Annotated in this window: 19 protein-coding genes; 10 read left to right on the top strand and 9 right to left on the bottom strand. The window is 74.2% G+C overall.

Going from position 1 to position 21418, the window contains the following annotated elements; translation table 11 throughout:
- Window positions 1–284: 284 nt before the first annotated feature.
- The 6 genes from ACGFZP_RS28790 (at window position 285) to ACGFZP_RS28765 (ending at window position 6169) form a co-directional block, all read left to right on the top strand.
- Entirely contained in the window at window positions 285–797 is a 513-nt protein-coding gene (locus ACGFZP_RS28790; RefSeq protein WP_392938691.1) for a universal stress protein, read from the top strand.
- A 165-nt stretch (window positions 798–962) separates the two neighbouring features.
- Entirely contained in the window at window positions 963–1250 is a 288-nt protein-coding gene (locus ACGFZP_RS28785) for a hypothetical protein (RefSeq protein ID WP_392938688.1), read from the top strand.
- Window positions 1251–1386: 136 nt separating this feature from the next.
- Window positions 1387–2817, top strand: coding sequence for a PLP-dependent aminotransferase family protein (locus ACGFZP_RS28780; RefSeq protein ID WP_392938685.1), 1431 nt, complete (start codon window positions 1387–1389; stop codon window positions 2815–2817).
- 204 nt (window positions 2818–3021) lie between these two features.
- Window positions 3022–3150, top strand: a complete 129-nt coding sequence (locus ACGFZP_RS28775) for a hypothetical protein (RefSeq protein WP_392938683.1) — start codon at window positions 3022–3024, stop codon at window positions 3148–3150.
- A gap of 216 nt (window positions 3151–3366) precedes the next feature.
- Complete coding sequence (locus ACGFZP_RS28770; protein WP_392938680.1) at window positions 3367–4332, top strand: hypothetical protein; 966 nt, start codon at window positions 3367–3369, stop codon at window positions 4330–4332.
- A gap of 427 nt (window positions 4333–4759) precedes the next feature.
- Window positions 4760–6169 carry a family 2B encapsulin nanocompartment shell protein gene (locus tag ACGFZP_RS28765; protein ID WP_392938678.1) on the top strand — a complete coding sequence of 470 codons (1410 nt, stop codon included), beginning with the start codon at window positions 4760–4762 and terminating at the stop codon, window positions 6167–6169.
- Between the two features lie 658 nt (window positions 6170–6827).
- Here the strand turns inward: ACGFZP_RS28765 and ACGFZP_RS28760 are convergent.
- Window positions 6828–7310 carry a hypothetical protein gene (locus tag ACGFZP_RS28760; protein ID WP_392938676.1) on the bottom strand — a complete coding sequence of 161 codons (483 nt, stop codon included), beginning with the start codon at window positions 7308–7310 and terminating at the stop codon, window positions 6828–6830.
- Between the two features lie 154 nt (window positions 7311–7464).
- On the opposite strand from ACGFZP_RS28760, the gene ACGFZP_RS28755 reads away from it, so the two are divergent.
- Together ACGFZP_RS28755 and yidD are read left to right on the top strand one after the other, a co-directional pair.
- A complete protein-coding gene (locus tag ACGFZP_RS28755; protein ID WP_392938673.1) occupies window positions 7465–8238 on the top strand; it encodes a hypothetical protein in 774 nt (257 codons plus the stop codon).
- An 85-nt stretch (window positions 8239–8323) separates the two neighbouring features.
- Complete coding sequence (gene yidD, locus ACGFZP_RS28750; RefSeq protein WP_392938671.1) at window positions 8324–8929, top strand: membrane protein insertion efficiency factor YidD; 606 nt, start codon at window positions 8324–8326, stop codon at window positions 8927–8929.
- Between the two features lie 89 nt (window positions 8930–9018).
- Here the strand turns inward: yidD and ACGFZP_RS28745 are convergent, their stop codons facing one another.
- Entirely contained in the window at window positions 9019–11382 is a 2364-nt protein-coding gene (locus tag ACGFZP_RS28745) for a glycosyl hydrolase family 18 protein (protein ID WP_392938669.1), read from the bottom strand.
- Between the two features lie 270 nt (window positions 11383–11652).
- Here ACGFZP_RS28745 and ACGFZP_RS28740 point away from each other — a divergent pair, with 270 nt between their 5' ends.
- Window positions 11653–12375, top strand: coding sequence for a class I SAM-dependent methyltransferase (locus ACGFZP_RS28740; protein WP_392938666.1), 723 nt, complete (start codon window positions 11653–11655; stop codon window positions 12373–12375).
- Window positions 12376–12417: 42 nt separating this feature from the next.
- On the opposite strand, the gene ACGFZP_RS28735 is transcribed toward ACGFZP_RS28740, so the two are convergent.
- Window positions 12418–13707 carry a M20 family metallopeptidase gene (locus ACGFZP_RS28735; protein ID WP_392938663.1) on the bottom strand — a complete coding sequence of 430 codons (1290 nt, stop codon included), beginning with the start codon at window positions 13705–13707 and terminating at the stop codon, window positions 12418–12420.
- A gap of 176 nt (window positions 13708–13883) precedes the next feature.
- Between ACGFZP_RS28735 and ACGFZP_RS28730 the strand changes: the two genes are divergently transcribed.
- Window positions 13884–14468: a TerD family protein gene (locus ACGFZP_RS28730; protein ID WP_392938661.1), complete on the top strand. Its 585-nt coding sequence runs from the start codon at window positions 13884–13886 to the stop codon at window positions 14466–14468.
- A gap of 232 nt (window positions 14469–14700) precedes the next feature.
- Here the strand turns inward: ACGFZP_RS28730 and ACGFZP_RS28725 are convergent, their stop codons facing one another.
- The 6 genes from ACGFZP_RS28725 to ACGFZP_RS28700 form a co-directional block, all read right to left on the bottom strand.
- A complete protein-coding gene (locus ACGFZP_RS28725; RefSeq protein ID WP_392938658.1) occupies window positions 14701–16170 on the bottom strand; it encodes a hypothetical protein in 1470 nt (489 codons plus the stop codon).
- A 150-nt stretch (window positions 16171–16320) separates the two neighbouring features.
- The gene (gene pqqB / locus ACGFZP_RS28720) at window positions 16321–17217 is read right to left on the bottom strand and encodes a pyrroloquinoline quinone biosynthesis protein PqqB (RefSeq protein ID WP_392938707.1); all 897 of its coding nucleotides are present in this window, start codon (window positions 17215–17217) and stop codon (window positions 16321–16323) included.
- A gap of 8 nt (window positions 17218–17225) precedes the next feature.
- Window positions 17226–18617 carry a pyrroloquinoline quinone biosynthesis protein PqqE gene (pqqE, locus tag ACGFZP_RS28715; protein ID WP_392938656.1) on the bottom strand — a complete coding sequence of 464 codons (1392 nt, stop codon included), beginning with the start codon at window positions 18615–18617 and terminating at the stop codon, window positions 17226–17228.
- Window positions 18614–19336: a pyrroloquinoline-quinone synthase PqqC gene (pqqC, locus tag ACGFZP_RS28710; protein WP_392938653.1), complete on the bottom strand. Its 723-nt coding sequence runs from the start codon at window positions 19334–19336 to the stop codon at window positions 18614–18616. Before pqqC ends, pqqE begins: the two co-directional genes overlap by 4 nt.
- Window positions 19321–19500, bottom strand: coding sequence for a hypothetical protein (locus tag ACGFZP_RS28705; protein ID WP_392938651.1), 180 nt, complete (start codon window positions 19498–19500; stop codon window positions 19321–19323). The genes pqqC and ACGFZP_RS28705 overlap by 16 nt, the downstream gene beginning before the upstream one ends.
- Before the next feature lie 199 nt (window positions 19501–19699).
- Entirely contained in the window at window positions 19700–21325 is a 1626-nt protein-coding gene (locus tag ACGFZP_RS28700; RefSeq protein WP_392938648.1) for a PQQ-binding-like beta-propeller repeat protein, read from the bottom strand.
- Between the last annotated feature and the right edge of the window lie 93 nt (window positions 21326–21418).

The raw sequence follows: 21418 nt of genomic DNA, 5'->3' as shown, positions 1-21418 counted from the left end.
AGGTTTAGGCACGTCAGGGTGCTGTTACCGGTGGTATGGATCAAGTAAATGGCATGATTTGAAGCCAAATGTCCGCTTTTTCAAGATCGAACCGGTCGGGAAAGTGGCCCGGGCCACAGCGGGAGTGCTGTGAGGCCGCGCACATCGTCGACAGCGCGTGACGGCCCCCCTGCCGCGCGTGCCGCAACCGCCTCACGGTCACCCGCTCCCGGGTGGCCCGCACCACAACCCCCACCCACCGTGGCCCGTCCGCTCACCCACCGTGTCGGGCATAGCCTCTGGCCATGAGCAACGAGAGCGATGCAGAGGCCGTCGGCGGTGCCGAGGAGCCCGGGGCGGCGGTCGCGCCGGCGGGGTTCGAGCTGGGGACCGACGGGCCCAAGGTGATCCTGGCGGGGTTGGACGGTTCCGAGTCCTCCTGGCGGGCGACCGCCTACGCGGCGGGTCTCGCCCGGCGGCAGAAGGCGACCCTCGCCGTGGCCTACGTCCAGCCCGTCCTCGGGGCGGCCACCGCGCTCGCGGGCGCGGTCGTCGAGGAGACCACCCAGGAGATCGCCGACGAGCTGCTGGCCGCACTGCGCGAGGCGGAGCAGCGGACGAGCGACGTGTGGCAGCTGGCATGGCGATTCCTGACCGTCCGCGGCGACCCGTACACGGGGCTCGCCAGGATGGCGGACGACCTGCGCGCCGACGCCGTCGTCGTCGGCGCCTCCGAGCAGGCCGGGCACCGGGTCATCGGCTCGGTCGCCGTCCGGCTGGTGAAGGCCGGCCGCTGGCCGGTCACCGTCGTTCCCTAGGCCCTCTCCTTCCCCAGGGCCCTCCTCCAGGCGGAACCGGACCGGGACACGGCGCGGGGCCGGAACGGGACGCCGGCCCCGTGCCCCCGGGACATCCGCCGCCCGATCCTCGGTGTACGGGCCGGGAGCAACGGCCCGCAGCCCGCGGACGAAAGGGACACGCGGATGTACGTGCACTGGGGAACCTTCACCAAGAACGACACCCTCGGCTACTGCCTCGGCCTGGCGCAGACCGCGCTGACGGATCGGGGCTTCCAGGTCTGGGACCTCGCCGGCGACGGCGACTACCAGGTGATCGGCGGGAACAACGACGTGATCACCAACATCGTCTGCGTCCCCCAGGGCGGGAACACCTGGATGACGGTGAGCGCCTACTCGACGGACTCGACGCTCGCCGAGCGCACCCGCAACGAGGTGCGCACCTACATCGTGAACTCGATCCGCATCGACTGAGGCACGAAGGGACGGGGGTCGACCGCCGGCCGGGCCGCGGCCCGTCCGAGGCGCGGCCGCGCGATCCGAAGGCCCCGGGGCAACCGGCACAGCCCGCCCCGGGGCCGCGGCGCGCCCGGCGATAGAGTGCGTGATCATGACGGACTCCCCGGTCGCACAGGCCCGGTCGACCGGCAGCGACCTGCACCTCGAACTGCCCGCCACCGGCGGCCGCCGCGCCGCACTGATGAGCGCCCTGCGTGAGGCGATCCGCAGCGGACGGCTCGCCCCCGGCACCCGGCTGCCGCCCTACCGCTCGCTCGCCACCGACCTGGGCATCGCCCGCAACACCGCCGCCGACGCCTATGCCGAACTCGTGGCCGAGGGCTGGCTCACCGCCCGCCAGGGCTCCGGCACCACCGTCGCCGAACGGGCCCAGCCCGCCGGCCCGGTCCGCTCCCGCCGGCCCTCCGTGCCGCCCCGCCCCGCCCACGACCTGCGCCAGGGCCAGCCCGACGCCGCCTCCTTCCCCCGCACCGCCTGGCTGGCCGCCGGCCGCCGGGCGCTCACCGCCGCGCCCAACGAGGCCTTCGGGCCCGGCGACCCGCAGGGCCGCCGGGAGCTGCGCACCGTCCTCGCCGACTACCTGGCCCGCGCGCGCGGGGTGCGCACCGACCCGGACCGGATCGTCGTCTGCTCCGGCTTCGCGCACGCGCTGCGGCTGCTCTTCGACGGTGCGGCCGCCGTGCTGCCCGGCCCGCTGGCCGTCGAGGGCTACGGGCTGGCCTTCCACCGGTCGCTGCTGGCCCGGGCCGGGGTGCCGACCGTGCCGCTGTCACTGGACGAGGACGGCGCACGGGTCCGGGAGCTGGCCGCCCACCCGGAGGTGCGGACGGTGCTGCTCACCCCGGCCCACCAGTTCCCGACCGGCGGCCCGCTGCACGCCGCCCGGCGCTCGGCCGTGGTCGACTGGGCCCGGGGGAGCGACGGACTGGTCCTGGAGGACGACTACGACGGGGAGTTCCGCTACGACCGGCAGCCCGTCGGGGCCGTGCAGGGCCTGGACCCGGACCGGGTGGTCTACCTCGGCTCCACCAGCAAGAGCCTGACGCCCGCGCTGCGGCTCGGCTGGATGGTCCTGCCGGAGCACCTGGTGGACCGGGTGCTCGCCGTCAAGGGCGAGCGGGAGGCCTGGGCCAGCGTCCTCGACCAGCTCACCCTCGCGGACTTCATCGACTCGGGCGGCTACGACCGGCACCTGCGCCGGATGCGCCGCCGCTACCGGGACCGCCGGGACCAGCTGGTCGCCGCCCTGGAGCAGCGGGCGCCGCACCTCGGGGTGTCGGGCGTCTCGGCCGGCCTGCACGCCGTGCTGCGCCTCCCGTCCGGCACCGAGCGGTCCGTCCTGAAGGCCGCCGCCTACCGGGGCGTGGCCGTGGACGGCCTCGCGGACTACCGGCACCCACTCGCCACCGGGACGGCGATGCCCGCGGCCGACGGCCTGGTGGTCGGCTACGCCACCCCGTCCGACCACGCCTACCCGGCGGCGCTGGCCGCCCTGTGCGACGTCCTGCCCGCACCGGAGTGAGCCCGGGCCCGGCGGCGGGTGGAGCGTAGAGAAGGACGGCGGAGCGTAGGAAGGGTGAAGGGCGCAGCCTAGGACGCCGGGCCGCCCGGCGGGCGGCGGGTGCGGGCACAATGGCCCGCCGCGTCCGCTCCGCTGTCATATGCCAATACCGGTCCAGGCGGAGCCGCGCACCGCGGGCTCGGCCGCCCCCTACGCTCACTGGTCATGCGCAGAACACAGGTGAGCCGTCTCGGCCCGTCCGCGAGCACGGCCCTCGTCGTCGCTCTGCTCTGCTCCGTCGCCCCTGCCCCCGTCCCCGCCGGCGTCCCGCTGCTCACCGCGGGCTCCGGCTGACCCTCCCCCGAACACCCGTCAGGTGCCGGCCGCCCCCGTACCGGCACCTGACGGGCCGAACCGGCGCCCGAACCGGCGCCCGCACCGGCCGGTCAGGTCACCCTGGCCGGGGGTGCGACGCCGGGCATCCCGGCCGGATCGGACCTAGGCTGCTGGGAGACGCCGGGGCACCCCGGCCCACGGCGGCCAAGGCGCGCGGTGCACGGTGGGACGGACATGGCAGCAGAGGGACCCGACGGACCGGAGGCCCCGGTCAGGGAGCTGGTGCGCTCGCTCCGGGCGCGCCCCTCCCGACTGGCCGAGGTGCTCGCCGTCTTCGCGGTCCGCCACCGCGGCCCCCGTGCCGCCCGCCGGATCGCCAGGCTGCGCGAGACACACCCCGAGGCCACCCCCGCCGAGCTGGTGGACCGGGCGGTCGCCCACGCCAAGCGGGTGAGCGAGAGCGAGGGCGCGTTCGTCGGCGGGCCCTTCCTGGTGCTCGTCCCGTTCGCGTTCTGCACCGCGCTGCTGGCGCAGGCGCAGCTCCTGCTCGAACTCGCCGCCCTGTCCGGGAAGGACCCGACCGATCCCGCCCGGGCCGCCGAGCTGATGGTGCTCCAGGGCGCGTACCCCGATGTCGCGAGCGCCGAGCGTGCGATCGGCCGGGCCGCCGCGGCGGGTCCGGTGACGGGCCCCGGGGTGGGCCGCTGGCGCGGCTTCTGGTCGCTGATCTCCCGGATGGCGCGGCTGCTCGGGCTGACCGGGGCGGACGCCGACCCGCCGCCCTCCCGCTGGCGGACGGCCGCCGGGTGGGGGCTGGTGGGCGTCGTCTTCCTGGTCGGGACGGTCGCGCCGCTGGTGTGGCTGCCCTACATGGGGATGTCGTACGCCCGTGCGACCGACCGGATCGCGGCCAGGGCCGCCACCTTCCACTTCGGCGATGCCGCCGACTGGCGGGCCGGGCCGTCCCGGGTCGACCCCGGGATGGCCGCCGGCGGCCTGCGGGCGCTGGTGTCCCTGCTCCTGCCGCTGGTGGCGATCGTCGTTCTGGTGGGCGCCGACGTCAGGCTGGTCGGCAGCCGGTGGCCCGTCCTCGGGCTCGTCCTGATCGGTCTCTCCAGCCTGGTGGGCTGGCGCTGGCACCGCGGCCAAAGCCGGCGCGACCGCTCCCCGGAGCCCGGCCCGGGAGAGCGCGCGGAGTGACTGCGCGGGGCGCCGGCACCCCGTCGACCGCCACTCGAACCCCTTGTTCGATCAGGCGAACACCTGTGCCCACCGGGCAGGGGTGGTGCGCCGGTCCGGCGCACTCCGGTTCGTCGGGTCCGCAGGGGGGTGGGCGTTCCCCCGCGCGGGCTATTCGCATGCGCAGTGATTCGAAGATGTGTCCGGAGGTGGTTGAGGGATGCCAACCACTCCATCGTTGAGATTCACCCTATCGGGGGGCAGGGGGTGCGCTGAGCGGCCCGGTCTGGCGCTGGTGATCTAGGGTTCCGGATGGGCCAACCGAGTGGACGCGTACGCCCCTCGCAAGTTCGTCAAATCCCATGCTGATAAGCCTATCTGACGGTCCGTCATGGCCTCTGCCGAGACGGGTCGGCGTGACCTGACCAGATGAAGGAGAACCCTGCCGATGCCCGTGGACACGAATCCGGAGACGCAGCAGGTACCCCAGCAGTCGAGCCTGACCACGGCCGCTGCCCGCAATCTCGCCACCACCACCAAGTCCGCACCGCAGATGCAGGAGATCACCTCCCGCTGGCTGCTCAAGGTGCTGCCCTGGGTACAGGCCGCCGGTGGTGCCTATCGGGTGAACCGCCGTCTCACGTACACCGTCGGTGACGGCCGGATCGAGTTCATCAAGACCGGTTCGGAGGTCCGGGTCATCCCGCGCGAGCTCGGCGAACTCGCCCTGCTGCGCGGCTTCGACGACGACGACGTGCTCACCGCCCTCGCCGACCGCTGCGAGCAGCGCGACTTCGGCCCGGGTGAGCTGCTGGCCGAGAAGGGCGCCCAGGCGGACCGGATCTTCCTGATCGCCCACGGCAAGATCAACCAGATCGGCACCGGCAAGTACGGCGACGAGACCGTCGTCGGCACCCTCGGTGACGGCGACCGCTTCGGCGAGCAGGCCGTTCTCGACCCGGACGCGGTCTGGGAGTTCACGGCCAAGGCCGTCACCGCCGGTACCGTACTGTCCCTGCCCCGGCGGGACTTCGAGGGCATCCGGGACGGCTCGCCCGCCCTCCAGGCGCACCTGCGCGACTTCCTGGCGCTGCCGCTCCAGCGCCAGAACGAGCGCGGCGAGGCCGAGATCGCGATGTCCGCGGGCCACCACGGCGAGTTCGAGCTGCCCGGTGCCTTCGTGGACTACCAGCTGAAGCCGCGCGAGTACGAGTTGAGCGTCGCGCAGACCGTGCTCAAGGTGCACACCCGGGTCGCCGACCTCTACAACCAGCCGATGAACCAGACCGAGCACCAGCTCCGGCTGACCATCGAGGCGCTGCGCGAGCGCCAGGAGTTCGAGCTGATCAACAACCCGGAGTTCGGCCTGCTCAACAACGCCGACTTCGACCAGCGGATCCAGACCCACTCCGGCCCGCCCACCCCGGACGACCTGGACGAGCTGCTCAGCCGCCGCCGCGACCCCGACTACCTGCTCGCGCACCCGCGCACCATCGCGGCCATCGGCCGTGAGCTGAACGCGCGCGGACTCTACCCCCACCACGTCGACCTCGGCGGGCAGCAGGTGCCGGCGTGGCGCGGAGTGCCGATCCTGCCGTGCAGCAAGATCCCGATCACCAAGGAGAACACCAGCTCGATCCTGGTGATCCGGACGGGCGAGGACAACCAGGGCGTCATCGGCCTGCACCAGACCGGCATCCCGGACGAGTACCAGCCGGGGCTCTCGGTCCGCTTCATGGGGATCAGCGAGAAGGCGATCATCTCCTACCTGGTCAGCGCCTACTACTCGGCGGCGATCCTGGTGCCGGACGCCGTCGGTGTCCTGGAGAACGTCGAGATCGCGCACGGCCGCCACTGATCCCCGGGCGTCGCCGGGTCCCGGGCGTCGCCGAGCCCGGGCCGTCCTGGGGCCCGGGCCGTCGCTCCCGAGCACGGGACCCGGCCGCCACCACTGAGGCCGGTTGCCGAAGGCGTCGCGTCGAGTGCCGCCGGGCCGTAACCGGTCGCCAGCATGATCGTTTCACCTGATGTCGGACGGCCCGCCCCCGCAGGCGGGCCGTCCGCTGTCGGCCCCCACTCCCGGTGTCGACCGCCCCCGACCGGACGACGCGAAAGGTGCGTGACACGCATGCCGCAAGCCCAGCCGATACCGCTGGACGGGCTGTTATGAGGGCAGAGCCGATCATCGCGGGCGGCGGCACCGGCCGTGGGCGCCGGACCAGGCTGGCCGGCGCGGCGGCCGCCGTGGCAGCGCTCTGCGCGCTGCTGGGCGGCGCGGCCGACGCGCCCCTGGCGAAGGCCTCCGGATCGTACGGCGGTCACGGCCATGGCCGCGGGCCGGTGGTGGACACCTGCGTCTGCACCGAGACGGAGGTCTCGGTCTCGGTCGGTCACGGCGGAGTGGACGTCGATGTGGACGTCGACGTCGACGTGGATGTCCTCGTGGACCCGCACCACCCCAAACCCACGCCGACGCCCAAGCCCAGCCACTCGAAACCAGGCCACCCGCCGACCCATCACCCTTGCCCCAGTCCGACCCCGACCCCGACCCCGTCGCCGTCGCCCAAGCCGACTCGGAGTCCGAGTCCGACCCCCAGTCCGACTCCGACCCGGACGCCGACGCCGACGCCGAGTCCGACCCCGGCCCCGAGCCCGAGTCCGACCCCGCCGGTGACCGCGACACCCAAGCCGACACCGGCGCCCACCCCGCCACCGGCCCCCGCGCCGGTGCCGCCTCCGGCGCCCGCTCCGGCACCGCGGCCCACCCCGCCGCCTGCGCCGCCCACGCCGCGGCCCACCCCGCCGCCGCGACCCGCGCCGACCGTGCAGCCCGCGGACCCGCCGTCGCCGGCCGCCGAGCCCTCGCCGCCGGCGCCGACCGTACGGCCCACCCCGGTGAAGCCGGCGCCGAAGCCCGTCCGGCTGCCCGCGGCCCTTCCGCCGCCCGTCGCCCAGCGCCACCACGGCGGTTCGCCCACCACCACGATGCTGCTGGTCACCGTGCCGGCCGTGCTCGCCGCCGCGGCCCTGCGCCCGCGTGGCCGGGCCGGACGCGGTGGTTCCGGGCGCGGTGGCTCCGGACGGTCCTGAACCGGGTCCTACCGGCTCGGTCGCTCTTCACCCCACCCCTAAAACAACTGGAAAGGAGTCCTGATGTCCGAGTGGTTGGCGCTTGCCATCGCCATGTCGGCGGCCTGTGCCGTCGTGGTGGCGGTGGTGGTGCTGAGGCACCGCCGGGTCAGCGAGGACGAGGACACGGACGAGACACCCGACGTCATCGAGTACATGACGATGATGATCGGCGTGGTCTACGCGATCGTGCTCGGCCTCGCCATCGCGGGCGTCTGGGAGGCGCGCGGCGCCGCCCAGGACGATGTGGTGCGCGAGGCGCAGTCGCTGCACGAGGTCAGCGCACGCGCGCAGGTCTACCCCGTCGAGTTCCGCGACAAGATCCGGGCCGACGTCGACGGCTATGTCTCGTACGTGGTCGACGTCGAGTGGGCCTACATGCGCGAGCAGGGTGAGATCTCCGACCGGGGCACCGAACTCCTGGAGAAGCTGCGCCAGGACTTCGCCAACCGCACCCCGGCGAGCGACCTGGAGGCTCAGGCCTACCAGCCGATCATGGATCGGATCAGCAGCGCCGACGACGCCCGCACCGCGCGCGGCCAGAACGTCGGGCCGACCATCCCGGGAGTGGTCTGGTTCGGTCTGATCGTGGGGGCGCTGATCACCGTCGGCATGGTGTTCGCGCTGCAGATCCGCCGCTCCCCAAGGGAGTTGCTGCTGGCAGGCGCGTTCAGCGCGCTGATCGCCTTCCTGCTGTTCCTGATCTGGGACTTCGACGACCCGTTCGGTCGGAGCGTCTCGGTGACCACCCAGCCGTTCCTCGACCTCTTCCCGACGCTGGGTGGCGGCCAGGACTGAGGTCCGCCGGGGCGCTGGAGCTCCTCCGATAGTCTGACCGGACCTCCGGGCGGACCCGGAGGCCGCGTCGAAGGGATCGTCAGCCGTGTCCTACCCGCCGCCCGGCCAGGGCGTCTCGTATCCGCCGCAGCGCCCCCAGCGGGCCTGGTGGTGGCTGCCCGAGCAGGAGCGTCGGCGCCGCCGGGAGCAGCGGCGGGCCTGGGCGGAGCACCAGCGCCGCAACGGCAAGAGGAAGCGCGACAACGACTGCTCCGACGCCTGCGACTGCTGCGACCTGGGTGATCCCTGCCTGATCGCCCTGATCCCGGTGATGATGGCCTCGGGCGTCCGCTTCGCCCTCGGCGCGGGCCGGAGCCGTGCGAACGAACGCGTGCACGGGCGCGGAAGCGGCCACGGCAACGGCAACAGGAACGGGCACCGACACGGGCACGGCCGCGGGGCGGACCCGGCGGCGCCCGTGCCGGGCGGGTTCGCGGCCGGCGTGCTGTACGGCGCGGTGCGGTACTACCGCGCCGAGGTCAGTCCGAAGCGCCCGGCGTGCTGCCCGTACACGCCGACCTGCTCGACCTACGCCGTCCAGGCACTGCACCGGCACGGCGCCCTGCGGGGTGCGCGGTTGACGGTCGGCAGGCTGCTGCGCTGCCGCCCGGGTGTGGCCCGGCGCGGCGGTGTGGACCGGGTGCCGGAGTAGCCGGTCACCGCCGGGGCCTGCCCGGCACGGCGGGGGCCGCGCGGATCACTGTGATCCGCGCGGCCCCTTTCGCTTTTGCTGACGAATCGTCAGTGCAGGCTGCTGTTCATGGCGTTGAGCAGCGTGCCGGAGGCGTCGTCGTTCTCCAGCGAGAAGGCGAACATGCCGGCCAGGCCCTTGCTCTTGACGTACGCCCCGCGCGCCTGGATGGCCTGCGGGGTGTCACCCGTCCAGAAGTTGGTGCCGTCGTAGACCCACGAGGTCTCCGTCACCGGGTCCCAGTGGGTGGTGGCGGCGGTGGCGTTGAGCTCCTTCCAGGCGGCCAGTCCGGCCTCCGCGCTGAGCGGCTTGGCCGGGGTGGGGCCGGTCGCGGTCTGGTACAGGCCGAAGTTGGAACCGGCCGGCACGCCGGTCCAGCCGCGCCAGTAGAACGGGACGCCCAGCACCAGCTTGCTCACCGGGAACCCGCCGGTGATGCCGTACTCCGGCAGGCCGGTGGTGTACGCGGCGAGCGTGGTGTCCACGTTGTACTTGCGGGTGCCCGGGGTGATCGGCGTGGTCGGGTCGGCCGGGCTGTCGTGCAGCGGGTCCTGGTGGTTGGTCGGGCCCTTGGCGTCCCAGGCGCCGTGCATGTCGTACGTCATGATGTCGGCGTAGTCCAGGTAGGCGCCGATCTTGTCGGTCTCCAGCAGCGCGATCTTGTCCTGGCCGCTGGGCAGGGCCGCCGTCAGCAGGAAGCGCTTGCCCTGGGCGTTGCCGAGGGCGTCCAGCTGGGTGCGGAACTCCTTGAGCAGCAGGGTGAAGTTCTGCTTGTCGGCGGGGGAGTAGTGGTTGCCGGTGTGGCCGCCGGCCGAGCCCGGGTACTCCCAGTCGAGGTCGACGCCGTCGAAGAGGCCGGCCGCGGTGGCGGCGCCGCCGGAGGCGTCACCGGCGATCCCGGTCGGCAGGTTCCCCTTGAGGAACATGTCCAGGCAGGAGGAGACGAAGGCCTTGCGGGAGCTGTCCGTGGCGGCCGCGTCCGAGAAGTACTTGGAGTACGTCCAGCCGCCGATGGAGATGGTGTACCGCAGGTTCGGGTACTTGGCCTTGAGCTGGCGCAGCTGGTTGAAGTTGCCCTTGAGCGGCTGCTCCCAGGTGTCGCTGCTGCCGTCCACGCTGGTGGCGCCGTTGTAGTCGGCCTGGTAGTCGGCGTAGGCGTCGCCCGCGCCGTCACCGGCGTTGGGGTTGGACTCGTTGGCCGAGTCGGAGGCCTTCACCGCCTGGAAGCAGGTGTGCGAGGTGGGGTGGATGTTGGCGAAGGCGTAGTTGATGACGTCCAGCTTGCCGGCCGCGCCGCTGGTGTCGACGTTCTTCGCGTTGTAGGCGTTCTCGTAGACGCCCCACTGGTCGAAGTAGGCGGAGCGGAACGGGCTCGCGGCCGGCGCGGCGGAGGTGGTGGTGCCGACCCGTGCCGACTGGGCGGAGCCGTGGCTGCCCGAGTAGCCCTGCACGGTGAAGGAGTAGGCGGTGCTCGGCAGCAGCGAGCTGACGGCCACCGAGGTGCCCATCGAGGTCGCCACCAACTGGTTGCCCGCGTACACCTTGTAGGCGATCGGGCCGTCGCCGCTGGTCAGCGTGGAGGGCTGCCAGGTGAGGACCACGGCGTTGTGGGTGACCTTGCTGACGGTCACCCCGGCGGGCGTGGTGACCTTGCCGTCGCCGGCCGGGCCGGTGGCCGTGGAGGTGGCGGTGGCCGTGGCGGTCGGACTGGTCGACGCCGTGGGGCTGTTGCTGGCGGTCGGGCTGTTGCTCGCGGTGGGGCTGTTGCTCGCCGTCGGGCTGTTGCTGGCGGTCGGGCTGGTCGAGGCCGTCGGACTGCCGGACGCCGTGGGGCTGGTGGAGGCGGTCGGGCTGGTGCTGCTGGTCGGCCCGGCCGGCCCGGTCAGGGTGAGGTCGTCCGCGCGGTAGGTGCCGGTGCCGTACCAGCCGTGCGTGAACACCGTCACCGAGGTGGTGGCCGCGCCGGTGGTGAAGGTGGTGCTCAGCTGGGTCCAGCCGGTCGCGTTCGGCGCCCAGGTCGAGGCGTTGACGCCGGTACCGGTCGCGCCGAGGTAGACGTAGCTGCCCTGGACCCAACCGGCCAGGGTGTACGTGGTGTTCGGCTTGACGACCACCGTCTGCTGGCACTGCGCGGTGTCGGAGGCCGAGGCGGCGCCGCTGAGCGCGTAACCGCCGCCGTGCACCGGGGTGGTGACGACCGAGCCGTTGGCGCAGCTCCAGCCGGCCAGCGAGCCTGCCTCGAAGTCCGCGTTGGTCAGCAGGTTGACCGCCGCCGCGGAGGCCGTGTCGAGCGAGAGGGCGAGGGCGGCGCTGCCGGTGGTGAGTGTGGCCGCCAGGGCCAGTGCGGCTGCCCGTCGGCGTGGCGCGGCGGCCCGGCGCTCGGTGGGGAGCGCGGGCGTGACTCTGTCGTGCATGAGCTGTCCTCCGGATGGGTGGGGGATTCCGGCGGTGCAGTGACCCGGGATTGGGTCGAAGGGAGCCGACCCGAGCGCTGTGGGGGCGCGCGGGCGGTGGGAACCGGTGCGAGCGACGCGGCGGTTCCACTGTCCCGGCCACGTCACGACACCACAGATTGGACTGGACCAATATTCGCCGTCAAGAGTGTCCGGTCACTGGACTGTTGGCACCCGCTCCGACGGGCACCCCGGCGGTACGGTGAAGATCCGCAGAACGGAGGAGACGCGATGGACAGCCAGGACTGGGACGACCGGTACGCCGCGAGCGCGTTGGTCTGGGGCGCCGAACCCAACCGCTGGGTGGTCCGCGAGCTGGCCGGCCTGCGAGGAGCCGCCGAGCCCGCGGACGGCCCCGATGAGGGGCCCGGGGAGGGCCCCGCCCGCGGCCGCGCCCTGGACCTCGCCGCCGGGGAGGGCCGGAACAGCATCTGGCTCGCCCGTCAGGGCTGGCAGGTCACCGGACTCGACTTCTCCGCCGTCGCCCTCGACCGGGCCGCCCGGCTCGCCGAGGCCCTGCCCGCCGCGATCGCCGCCCGACTGACCTGGCGGCAGGCCGACGCCCGGACCTTCGACGCCCCGGCCGGCGGCTACGACCTGATCGTGGTCGCCTACCTCCAGGTCCCGGCCGGGGACCGCCGGGCCGCGCTGCGCCGGGCCGCCGCCGCGCTGGCCCCCGGCGGCACTCTGCTGGTGGTCGGCCACGACTCCACCAACCTGACCGAGGGGGTCGGCGGTCCGCAGGATCCGCGCGTCCTCTTCACCCCCGAGGACGTGCTCGCCGACCTCGTGGACGCCGGTCTGCACACCGTCCGGGCGGAACGGGTCCGCCGTCCGGTCGGCGCGGAGGCCGCGCACAACCGGTCGGGGGACGGCCGGGCGGTCGAGGGCCGGGCGGGGGACGGCCGGGCGGTCGAGGCCGTCGACGCCCTGGTGCGGCTGGAGCGGCGGTAGCCCGGCCCGCCCGCAGCCCCCCGTCTGCTCGGTCCTCTCGCCTCAGTCCGCGGCCGGCTCCAGGGCGCCCGTCAGGTGGTCCCAGGCGACATGGGCGTGCAGCCGCACACCCGTCACCAGGGTGTCGTCGTCGGCGTAGAAGCCGGGGTTGTGGTTGACCGCCACCCCGCGCCCGCCCGGCACCGGGACGACCGTGCCCTCCGCGGTCCGCTCGGTGTCCTGGACGCCCAGCATCACGTAGAGCCCGCCGAAGGCGTTGACGAACTCCGAGACGTCGTCGCACCCGAGTGAGGGCTGCACCTGGTCGACCCGCTGCGCCCCGGCCACCCGTTCGAAGGTCGGCAGCGCGGCGGACACCCACTCCGGCCGGTTGTGCAGGGCCGGAACCGGCTTCAGGTAGTCCACCTTCGCCGTGCAGTTGTACGCCAGCGCGGTGTGCTCCGCCAGGGTGGCCAGGCTGCGTTCCACCTCCGCCATGTCCGCCTCGATCGCGCAGCGGATGGTGCCCCAGAGGGTGACGTGCTCGCCGATGATGTTGAACCGGCCGACGTCCTCCAGATGGCCGATGGAGACGGCGACCGGGTCGAAGGCCGAGCGCTGCCGGTAGAGCTGGCCGATCCCGGTGAGCACGGCACCCGCCGCGGGCATCGGGTCGATACCGCGCCAGGGCGAGGAGCCGTGCGTCTGCTGCCCGGTGATGACGATCCTCACCAGGCGGGAGGCGCTCATCTGGTAGCCCGCGTGGTAGCCGACGTGGCCCTTCGGATCCGGGGTCACGTGCAGGCCGAACACCATGGTCGGCGCCGGGTCCGCGAGCGCGCCCTCGGCGAGCATCTCGCGGGCGCCGCCCGGCTCGTCCACCGGCGGCCCCTCCTCGGCGGGCTGGAAGACGAACAGGACGGTGCCGGGCAGCCGATCCCGCACCCCGGCGAGGACGGTGGCCGCGCCGAGCAGGATCGCCGTGTGGCAGTCGTGGCCGCAGGCGTGCGACACGGCGAACGGACCGCCGGGGTAGTCGGAGTCCACGACCCCCGAGGCGAAGTCGGTGCCGCAGCGGTCCGGCACGGGCAGCGCGTCGGTGTCGGCGCGCAGGGCGACCACCCGCCCGCCGGGGCGCCCGCCGCGCAGGACGCCGACCACACCGTGTCCGGCGATGCCGGTGCGCACCTCGTCCAGGCCGAGTGAGCGGAGGTGGTCGGCGATCAGTGCGGCGGTGCCGGCCTCGCGGTTGGAGAGCTCCGGGTGGGCGTGCAGGTGGCGGCGCCACCGGATGACCTGCTCGGCCACCTCGTCGGCGCGGCGGTCCAGTTCGGCGTGGAGCGTGTCACTCATCGCGTGGCTCTCCCTGTCCTCGGATCATGTGGTGATGATCGTAGAAGCGGGTACGAGCTAGGAGGGGAACACGCTGGACCCGCAATCTTTCTACAGTGCTGTAGATTCAAGGCGCGCCCGCAGCGGCGCCGACGCAAGCACCGGCGTGGCGCCGGCGGAGGGACGAGGAGGACGCGATGAGCGTTTCGCTGGCCAAGGGACAGAAGCTGAGCCTGGAGAAGCCGGGCGGGGGACAGTTGGGCCTGGTGCGGATGGGCCTGGGGTGGCGCGCCGCGCAGCGCAAGGGGTTCCTCGCCAAGTTGCTGGCCTCGCAGGAGATCGACCTGGACGCCTCCGCCGTGCTCTTCGCGGGTGAGCGCCCGGTGGACGTGGTCTTCTTCCAGCACCTCACCAGCAACGACGGCTCGGTGCGGCACAGCGGGGACAACCTGACCGGCGGCGCGGGCGACGCCACCGACGACGAGTCGATCACGGTGGATCTGGCGCGGGTGCCGGCGGAGGTGGACCAGATCCTGTTCACCGTCAACTCCTTCACCGGGCAGACCTTCCAGGAGGTCGAGAACGCGTTCTGCCGACTGGTCGACGCACAGACCGGCGCCGAGCTGGCCCGCTACACACTCACCGGCGGCGGCCCCTACACCGCCCAGATCATGGCCAAGGTGCAGCGCACGGCGGCCGGTTGGCAGATGGCCGCAATCGGCCAGCCGGCCACCGGCCGGACCTTCCAGGACCTGATGCCGGAGCTGGTCAGGCACCTCTAGGACGTGCCCGACCGCCGGAGCCATCACGCGGCGGCACACGAACCCCACGGCCTTCGTCCGATCCCGCGCATCCCTGGCCGGAGCACTGGATCGGACGAAGGCCGTTCTGCTGTACGGAAGTTACCGAAACGAGCGGCCGGGTTCGTTCTGGCCGGTTCCGGCTCCGGCGGCCCTATGGCTTGTCTGACAGTTCCCGCCGCGCGCTGACGCGACGCGAACTGTCAGAAAAGCCCTAGCGGGCGGCCGCCGCGGACGGCGAGGGCGACGGCGAGGCGGCCGCGGACGGGCTCGCCGCCGCGGAGGGCGAGGACGAGGCCGGAGCGGACGGTGCGGCCGACGCGGTGGCACCGGCGGTGGCCGGGGCGCAGCCGGGGCCGGTGGGGGTCGCCGTGGCCGACGGCGTACCGGACGGAGCCGCGCTCGGCGTGCTGCTCGGCGTGCTGCTCGGCGAACCGCTCGGCGTGGCGGCGGCGGTGGCCGTCGCCGTCGGCGAGGGGCAGGCGGTCGGCGTGCCGGTGGGCGTGGCGCTCGGGGTCGGGGTCGCGCTGGGCGTCCCGGTCGGCTCGGCGGAGGGCGACGACGAACCCGTCGGCGTGGGAGCCGCCGTGGGCGCCGCGGTGGCCGTCGCCGTGGGCGACGGACTCGGGCCCGCGGAGGGCGAGGCGGACGGCGAGGCGGACGGCGTGGTCGAGGGCTGCGCGCTCGGCGAGGCCGTGACCGGCTCAGGGGTGACCGGCTCGGGCGTGACCGGCGCCTGGGTGGGCGCCGTCGGCTGGGCGGACGTCGGGGCCGCCGCCGCGCCCGGGGCCGCCGGGCGGTCCGGGGTGGTGGTCGGGGTGCCGCTGCCGAAGTGGGCCATCCAGTTTCTGACGGTCCGCAGGTACTCGCCCGAGTTGTTGTAGCCGAGGACGGCGCGGTCCAGCTGCGCCGGGTCGGACAGGTTGCGGCCGCCCGCGCACAGGTCGCGCCCGGCGCCCTCGGCGGCGTCGAAGATGTTGTTGGGGTCCGCCTGGCCGTCGCCGTTGGCGTCGACGCCCCAGTAGGCCCAGGTCGAGGGGATGAACTGCATCGGTCCGACCGCGCGGTCCCAGACCCGGTCGCCGTCGAAGCGGCCGCCGTCGGTGTCGGCGATGGCCGCGAAGCCCTTGCCGTCCAGGACCGGGCCGAGGATGGCCCGGTAGGTCGTCCCCGCGGTGTCCACCCGGCCCCGGTCGGCCTGGCCGGACTCGACCTCGCCGATCGCGGCCAGCAGCTGCCAGGGCAGGTGGCAGCCGGGCGAGCGCAGGGACAGGGCGGTCTCGGCCTTGCGGTAGGCGGCGAAGACCGTCTCCGGCAGGGCCGGCCCGGTACGGAACGGGGCCGCCGAGGGCTCGCCGGGGAGGGTGCCGGGCGGCTGCGGCAGCGGGAGGGTGCCGCCGCCGTCCACCGGTCCGGCGCCGGGCGCCGCGGGGTCGGGCGTGTTGGGCAGGAGGGCGGCGGTCCGGCGGGGGTCGGGCTGGGTGCCGGAGGCGGTCACCACGGATGCGGTGGTGGCGTTGTCCAGCGCCGCCGGGTCCGCGGCCGCCACCGGGACGAGGCCGAGGCCCGTCACCTGGGATCCGGTCAGCGCAGCCAGCGCGGTGAACGCCGCGGCCGCGCCGGTCACCCGCTTGCCCAGCCGTATCCGCCGACCGCCCTGCCCGGTACCGAACTTCGCGCTCACGCCGTGCCCTCCCCGTCGTCGTCCCGGCCCTCGGGGAACGGACGGGATGTCATGAACGTGCCCGTACTGCCCCCGCAAGAATGTCGTACCGGAATGATTAGTATCACGACGATCTGAGCCGCCTCCGGTGGCCGGAGCCGGACCGGGGCCTCACAACTCGATGAACATCCCGTCGTCGGCGACGGCCGCGCCGGCCGCCGCCAGGGCCCCGGCGAGGGCGGCGGACCCGGGGGAGCCGGGGTGGGCGAGCGGGTTGGTGTTGTTGAGGTGGGTGTAGAGGTAGCGCGGTCCGGGGCGGCGGGCCAGCTCGGGCAGCGAGTCCTCGACGGCCAGGTGCCCCATGCCACGGGAGGTGCGCGAGCCGCCGGTGTGCCCGGCGAGTTCGCCGTCGGTGGCGAACGTGCCGTCCAGGAGCACCAGATCGGCGCCCGCCACCGCCCGGTCGAAGGCGGGCGTCCACGCGGCCAGACCCGGCGCGTACACCGCAGCCGCCCGGCCCGCCGCGTCGGTGAAGCGGTAGCCGGTCACCCAGTCCGTCCGCTCCGCCCCCTCCTCGCCCGCCTGGTCGGCGGCGTAGCGCGGCCGCTTGCCGCCGAGCGCGAGCGGCTCGGCACGCAGCCCGCCGTCCAGTTCGAGCACGGTGCCCGGGACGGCGGTGTGCCAGCGGGCCTTGGTGTACGGCGCGAGCAGCGGGCCCACCGGGAAGGCCTCGTGCAGCGCCCGGCGCACCGGCAGGGCGGCGTGCACGGTCAGCGCGGCGGCCTCCCGCAGGGTCACCAGGCCCAGGGTGTGGTCGAGCTCCCCGCTGGTGAGCAGGACGCCGCGCAGCGGGGTGTCCCGGGTGCCCGGCGCGGGGGCGAGCTCGGAGGCGGCGAGCAGCTGGCCGCGCAGGTCCGGCGAGGCGTTGACCAGGTACCAGGCGGCGCCGTCGGCGCTGATCGCCAGGCAGTCCTGGGTGCGGGCGGCGCCGGTGGCGCGGGCGGTGGCGCAGCCGGGGCAGCCGCAGTTCCACTGCGGCAGGCCGCCCCCGGCGGCGGTGCCGAGGATCCGGATCTTCAGCGCGGCCTCCGGGGGACGGGCGCCGGGGTGTCCGGGAGGGCCGGCGCGGTGAGCAGGTGGTGGTGCGGGGAGAGCCGGCAGGCCGGGTCGGTGGCGCCGGCGTCGCCGGTGAGCTGGAACGCCTGGCACCGGCAGCCGCCGTGGTCCACCTCGCGCAGCTCGCAGCCGCGGCAGGGCTCGGGCATCCAGTCGGTGCCCCGGTAGCGGTTGAACGCCTGCGAGTCGTGCCAGATCGCCGCCAGGCCGTCCCGGCGGGCGTTGGGGACGGCCAGGCCGGGCAGCTGGGCGGCGGCCAGGCAGGGCAGGACGTCGCCGGTGGGGGCGACCACCAGCTGGCGGCTGCCCCAGCCGTCCATACAGGGCTTGGCGGTGCCGCCGTGCAGGTCGGCGGCGACGTGCACGATCTCGATCCGCCCGGCGTGCCGCTCCCGGGCTGCGGCGACGTCCCGTTCGGCCTGCCGGACCTGCTCCTCGTTCGGGGCGAGGTGGGCCCGGTTGCGCCAGGCCCAGCCGTAGAACTGGGTGTGCGCCAGCTCGACCCGGTCGGCGCCGAGTGCCACCGCCAGGTCGGCGAGAGCACCGAGCCGGGCCAGATTGCCCCGGTGCAGGACGGCGTTGACGGTCAGCGGCAGGCCCTGTCCGGTGAGCAGGGCGGCCGCGGCCAGCTTGCGCTCGTGCGCGGCCCGCCCGGCGATGGCGTCCGCGCTGCGCAGGTCGGCGTCCTGGACGGAGAGCTGGACGTGGTCCAGGCCCGCCGCGGCGAGTTCGGCGGCCCGCGGGGCGTCCAGCGGGAGGCCGCTGGTGACCAGGTTGGTGTAGAGGCCCAACCCGTGGGCGTGGCCGATGATCCGGGCCAGGTCGCGGCGCAACAGCGGTTCGCCGCCGGTGAGATGGACCTGGAGGACGCCCAGGCCCCGGGCCTGGTCCAGGATCCGCAGCCAGTGCCCGGTGTCGAGCTCGTCGCGGTAGCGGGCCAGCTCCACCGGGTTGGCGCAGTAGGTGCACTGCAGCGGGCAGCGGTAGGTGAGTTCGGCGATCAGTCCGAGCGGTACCGGCCCCCGTACGGCGGCCGCGGGCAGGCCGCCGGCCCGCAGCGGGCGGACGGGCGATCCGGTGCCGTCCAGGCTGAGCAGCCGGCGCCCGGCCAGTTCGGCGAGCAGTTCGTCCACCTGGGCGCCGTCCACCCCGTCGTACTCGGCGGCGAGTTCGGCGGTCACCAGCGCGCCGTCGCGCCGTCCGTCGCAGTGCCGCAGCACGGCGGCGGCGGTGTCGTTGAGCAGCAGCACGCCCTCCGGGTAGAGCAGCGCGGACCGCTCCCGGACCGGGTCGTAGACCAGCCGGACGCCGGGCCGCAGCCCGGGCACCCGGCCGGCCAGGGCGGTGGTCACCGGTCGCCTCCGTAGTCGACGGCGTCCAGCATCGCCCGCAGGACCTCGCACTTGAAGGCGAGCGCGTCCACGGCGGCCTGCTGCTGGGCGGCGCTCACACAGTGGTCCAGGACCAGCTCCAGGGTGCGGGCGCTGTCCCGGCGGGCGGTCGGGATGCGGTGCTCGAAGTACGCGTACCCGCCCGGGTCGATCCACTCGTAGTGGGTGCGCCAGGCGGTGACCCGCTGGGCCATGTGGTCGGGCGAGAACATCTCGGTGAGGGCCGCCGCGACACCCTCCGTCCACGGCCTGGTCTGGCAGAAGTGCAGGTAGCCGTCCACGGCGAAGCGCACTCCGCGGGCGACGTGCCGCTCGTCGGTGACCTCGGCGCGGTCCAGTCCGACCGCCTCGGCGAGCACCAGCCAGTCGGCCAGCCCGCCCTCGCCGGGCTGCTCGGGGCGGTCCGGGCCGGCGGCGTCCGGGCTCGGCCCGTCCTGGTAGCCGAGCCGTTCTACCCAGGAGCGGCGGACCTCCGGCAGCGGGCAGTTGGCGATGATCGCGGCGTTCTTGCGGGTCAGGCAGAGCTGGTAGTACCAGCGGTTGGCGACCCAGCGCCGCAACTCCGGTGGCGTGCAGCCACCGGAGTGCAGGCGCAGGTGGAACGGGTGGGTGTCCCAGTACCGCTCGCGCAGGTCGTACAGCCTGGCCGCGAACCGCTCGCGGGTCAGCGGTTGAGCCACTGGGCGGCCCGTCCGGCGTACGCGGTGACCTCGGCGCCGGTCTGGTGGCACTCCACGGCGGGGGCGGACCAGGCGGGCTTGGCGCGGGCCGCCGTGCCGGACTCGGGGCGGGCGGGCGCGGCCGCGGGTGCGGCGGCCGGGTGGGTGGGGGCGGTGGTACTCATGGAGGTCCTCCTGATGAGGGATTGCGGGTGTTGCATGGGATTTCTGGGGATTTCGGGGGACTTGCCGGGGCGGGGCCCGCGGGCCCCGTGGTCAGGACGCTACGAGCCATCGGGTCGGGCCGCCGGTCCGAACCGCGCGATGCGCGGACAATCGCGCTCGAACGAGTGACGGACCGGCGCCCGGGCCCCGCGGCGGCGGTCAGGCGCCCGCGCGTCCGAAGGCGACCAGATGGCCGTCCTTGGTGCCGACGAACACCTTGCCGCCGTCCGTCGCCGGGACGGAGAACCTGCTCACCGTGCCCAGCGCGAAGCTGCGGCGCATCTTCAGCGTGCCGTTGACCGGCACCGGGTCGTACACCCGCAGCTCGCCGTTCTGCCCGCCGGGGCCGGTGCCCGAGTAGACGGTCCAGACGAGCGCGGAACCGGAGACCGTGCCGTTGGAGGTCACGACGGGGGAGCCGGAGGCGTAGCCGAAGCCCTCGGCGCTCGTCCCGGCGCTGGTCAGCTGCGGGTTGCCGGAGCCGTTCACCGAGTACTTGAGGGCGCGCAGCGAGCCGTAGTTCTCGACCAGGTACACATAGCCGCCGTCGCCGCCCCAGACCCCCGGGTGGCCCCAGACGCCCTTGTACGGGCCGGTCATGCCGACCGCGGCGTCCGTGCCGTTCGGGCCCTGCCCCATGCCGCCCAGGCTGTCGCGGTCCAGCAGGAAGATCCGTCCGTCCTTGCCGACCTGCACCAGCAGGTGCGGGTGCGCGCTGGTGCCGAAGCCGGCCGGGAGCGCGGCCGGGCCGCCGGAGCCGAGGTCGACGTCGCCGTGGTCCATGTCCCGGTTGTTGGTCGGGCTGAAGAAGTCCTTGGGGGCGAGGCTGCCGTCGCCGTTGACGCCCAGCCGGACGACCGACTCGGCGAAGTGGCCCTGCGGCTTGTCGCCCGGCCCCTTGAGCGGCGAGGAGCCCGAACCCGCGCCGTTGCCGGTGGCGACGATGATCCGCCCGGCGCCGTCCGAGACCAGGCCGCCGCCGCTCATCCAGACGCCCGCGTTCTGCGACGCGGAGCCGGACTCGGTGGACCAGAGGGTCAGCTTGCGGCTGCTGGTGTTCACGCCCGCGACATGGCCGACGTAGGTGCCGACCCCGCAGTCCGAGGCGAAGCCGAAGTACACCGCGCCGTCCAGCAGCAGCAGGCCGGCGCGCTGGGCCGAGGTGGCCGGGTTGAACGGGACGCCGGGGCTGTTCACCGGGTCGCCCTGGACCGGTACCGGCCAGCCGCTGCGCTCGGCGCCGGTGACGGCGTCCAGGGCGTGCACGGAGAACCGGCCCCCGCCGTCGTTGGTCTTGGCCACCAGGTAGACGGTGCCGCCGGCCTTGTCGTACACGGGCGTCGAGGTGATGCCGGTGCCCGGGGAGAGGCAGGCGGTGGAGGACGGCGAGGGGGTGCCCAGGGCGCGCTGCCACAGGATCCGGCCGTCGTTCGCGCCGATGCCGTAGACGTGGTTGGTCTCGGTGGCGACCACCACGGTCGAGCCGGCCACCAGCGGCTGCGCGAACACGGCGCCGTCGACGGCGGTCGACCAGCGTCGGCCGAAGTCCGAGGCGGAGACCTTCGCGGGGCCGAGGTCGGGCTCGGCCGCGTCCCAGGCGGTGCGCAGGTTGTTCACCGAGACGGTCGGGTTGTCGGCCCGGGCGGGTATCGCGGTGGCCAGCGAGCCGGCCGCGGCCGGGACCACCAGGGCCAGGCCGGCGAACAGGGCTGCGGGGCGGCGCCTGCCGCGGCGACGGGGGACGGCCTCGGCCGGGGCGTGCGGGGGTGGGTGAAGTCGGCTCATACGATCCGCCTTGGCTGTGAGGGGAGTACGGGTACGGCGCCGTGGCGTCATTGTGTGAGCGTTCCCGCCGTACCCGCATCCGCCCGCAGCGCC

It is taken from the genome of Kitasatospora sp. NPDC048239 (genome assembly GCF_043202015.1).
Lineage (GTDB): Bacteria > Actinomycetota > Actinomycetes > Streptomycetales > Streptomycetaceae > Kitasatospora.
The sequence above is the reverse complement of the archived record's forward strand: the minus strand, read 5'-3'. Positions and strand labels throughout refer to the sequence as shown.

Coding starts and splice junctions, on each gene's coding strand:
- ACGFZP_RS28790 (WP_392938691.1), top strand. CDS start 285: ATGAGCAACGAGAGCGATGCAGAGGCCGTCGGCGGTGCCGAGGAGCCC.
- ACGFZP_RS28785 (WP_392938688.1), top strand. CDS start 963: ATGTACGTGCACTGGGGAACCTTCACCAAGAACGACACCCTCGGCTAC.
- ACGFZP_RS28780 (WP_392938685.1), top strand. CDS start 1,387: ATGACGGACTCCCCGGTCGCACAGGCCCGGTCGACCGGCAGCGACCTG.
- ACGFZP_RS28775 (WP_392938683.1), top strand. CDS start 3,022: ATGCGCAGAACACAGGTGAGCCGTCTCGGCCCGTCCGCGAGCACGGCC.
- ACGFZP_RS28770 (WP_392938680.1), top strand. CDS start 3,367: ATGGCAGCAGAGGGACCCGACGGACCGGAGGCCCCGGTCAGGGAGCTG.
- ACGFZP_RS28765 (WP_392938678.1), top strand. CDS start 4,760: ATGCCCGTGGACACGAATCCGGAGACGCAGCAGGTACCCCAGCAGTCG.
- ACGFZP_RS28755 (WP_392938673.1), top strand. CDS start 7,465: ATGTCCGAGTGGTTGGCGCTTGCCATCGCCATGTCGGCGGCCTGTGCC.
- ACGFZP_RS28745 (WP_392938669.1), bottom strand. CDS start 11,382: ATGCACGACAGAGTCACGCCCGCGCTCCCCACCGAGCGCCGGGCCGCC.
- ACGFZP_RS28740 (WP_392938666.1), top strand. CDS start 11,653: ATGGACAGCCAGGACTGGGACGACCGGTACGCCGCGAGCGCGTTGGTC.
- ACGFZP_RS28735 (WP_392938663.1), bottom strand. CDS start 13,707: ATGAGTGACACGCTCCACGCCGAACTGGACCGCCGCGCCGACGAGGTG.
- ACGFZP_RS28730 (WP_392938661.1), top strand. CDS start 13,884: ATGAGCGTTTCGCTGGCCAAGGGACAGAAGCTGAGCCTGGAGAAGCCG.
- ACGFZP_RS28705 (WP_392938651.1), bottom strand. CDS start 19,500: ATGAGTACCACCGCCCCCACCCACCCGGCCGCCGCACCCGCGGCCGCG.
- ACGFZP_RS28700 (WP_392938648.1), bottom strand. CDS start 21,325: ATGAGCCGACTTCACCCACCCCCGCACGCCCCGGCCGAGGCCGTCCCC.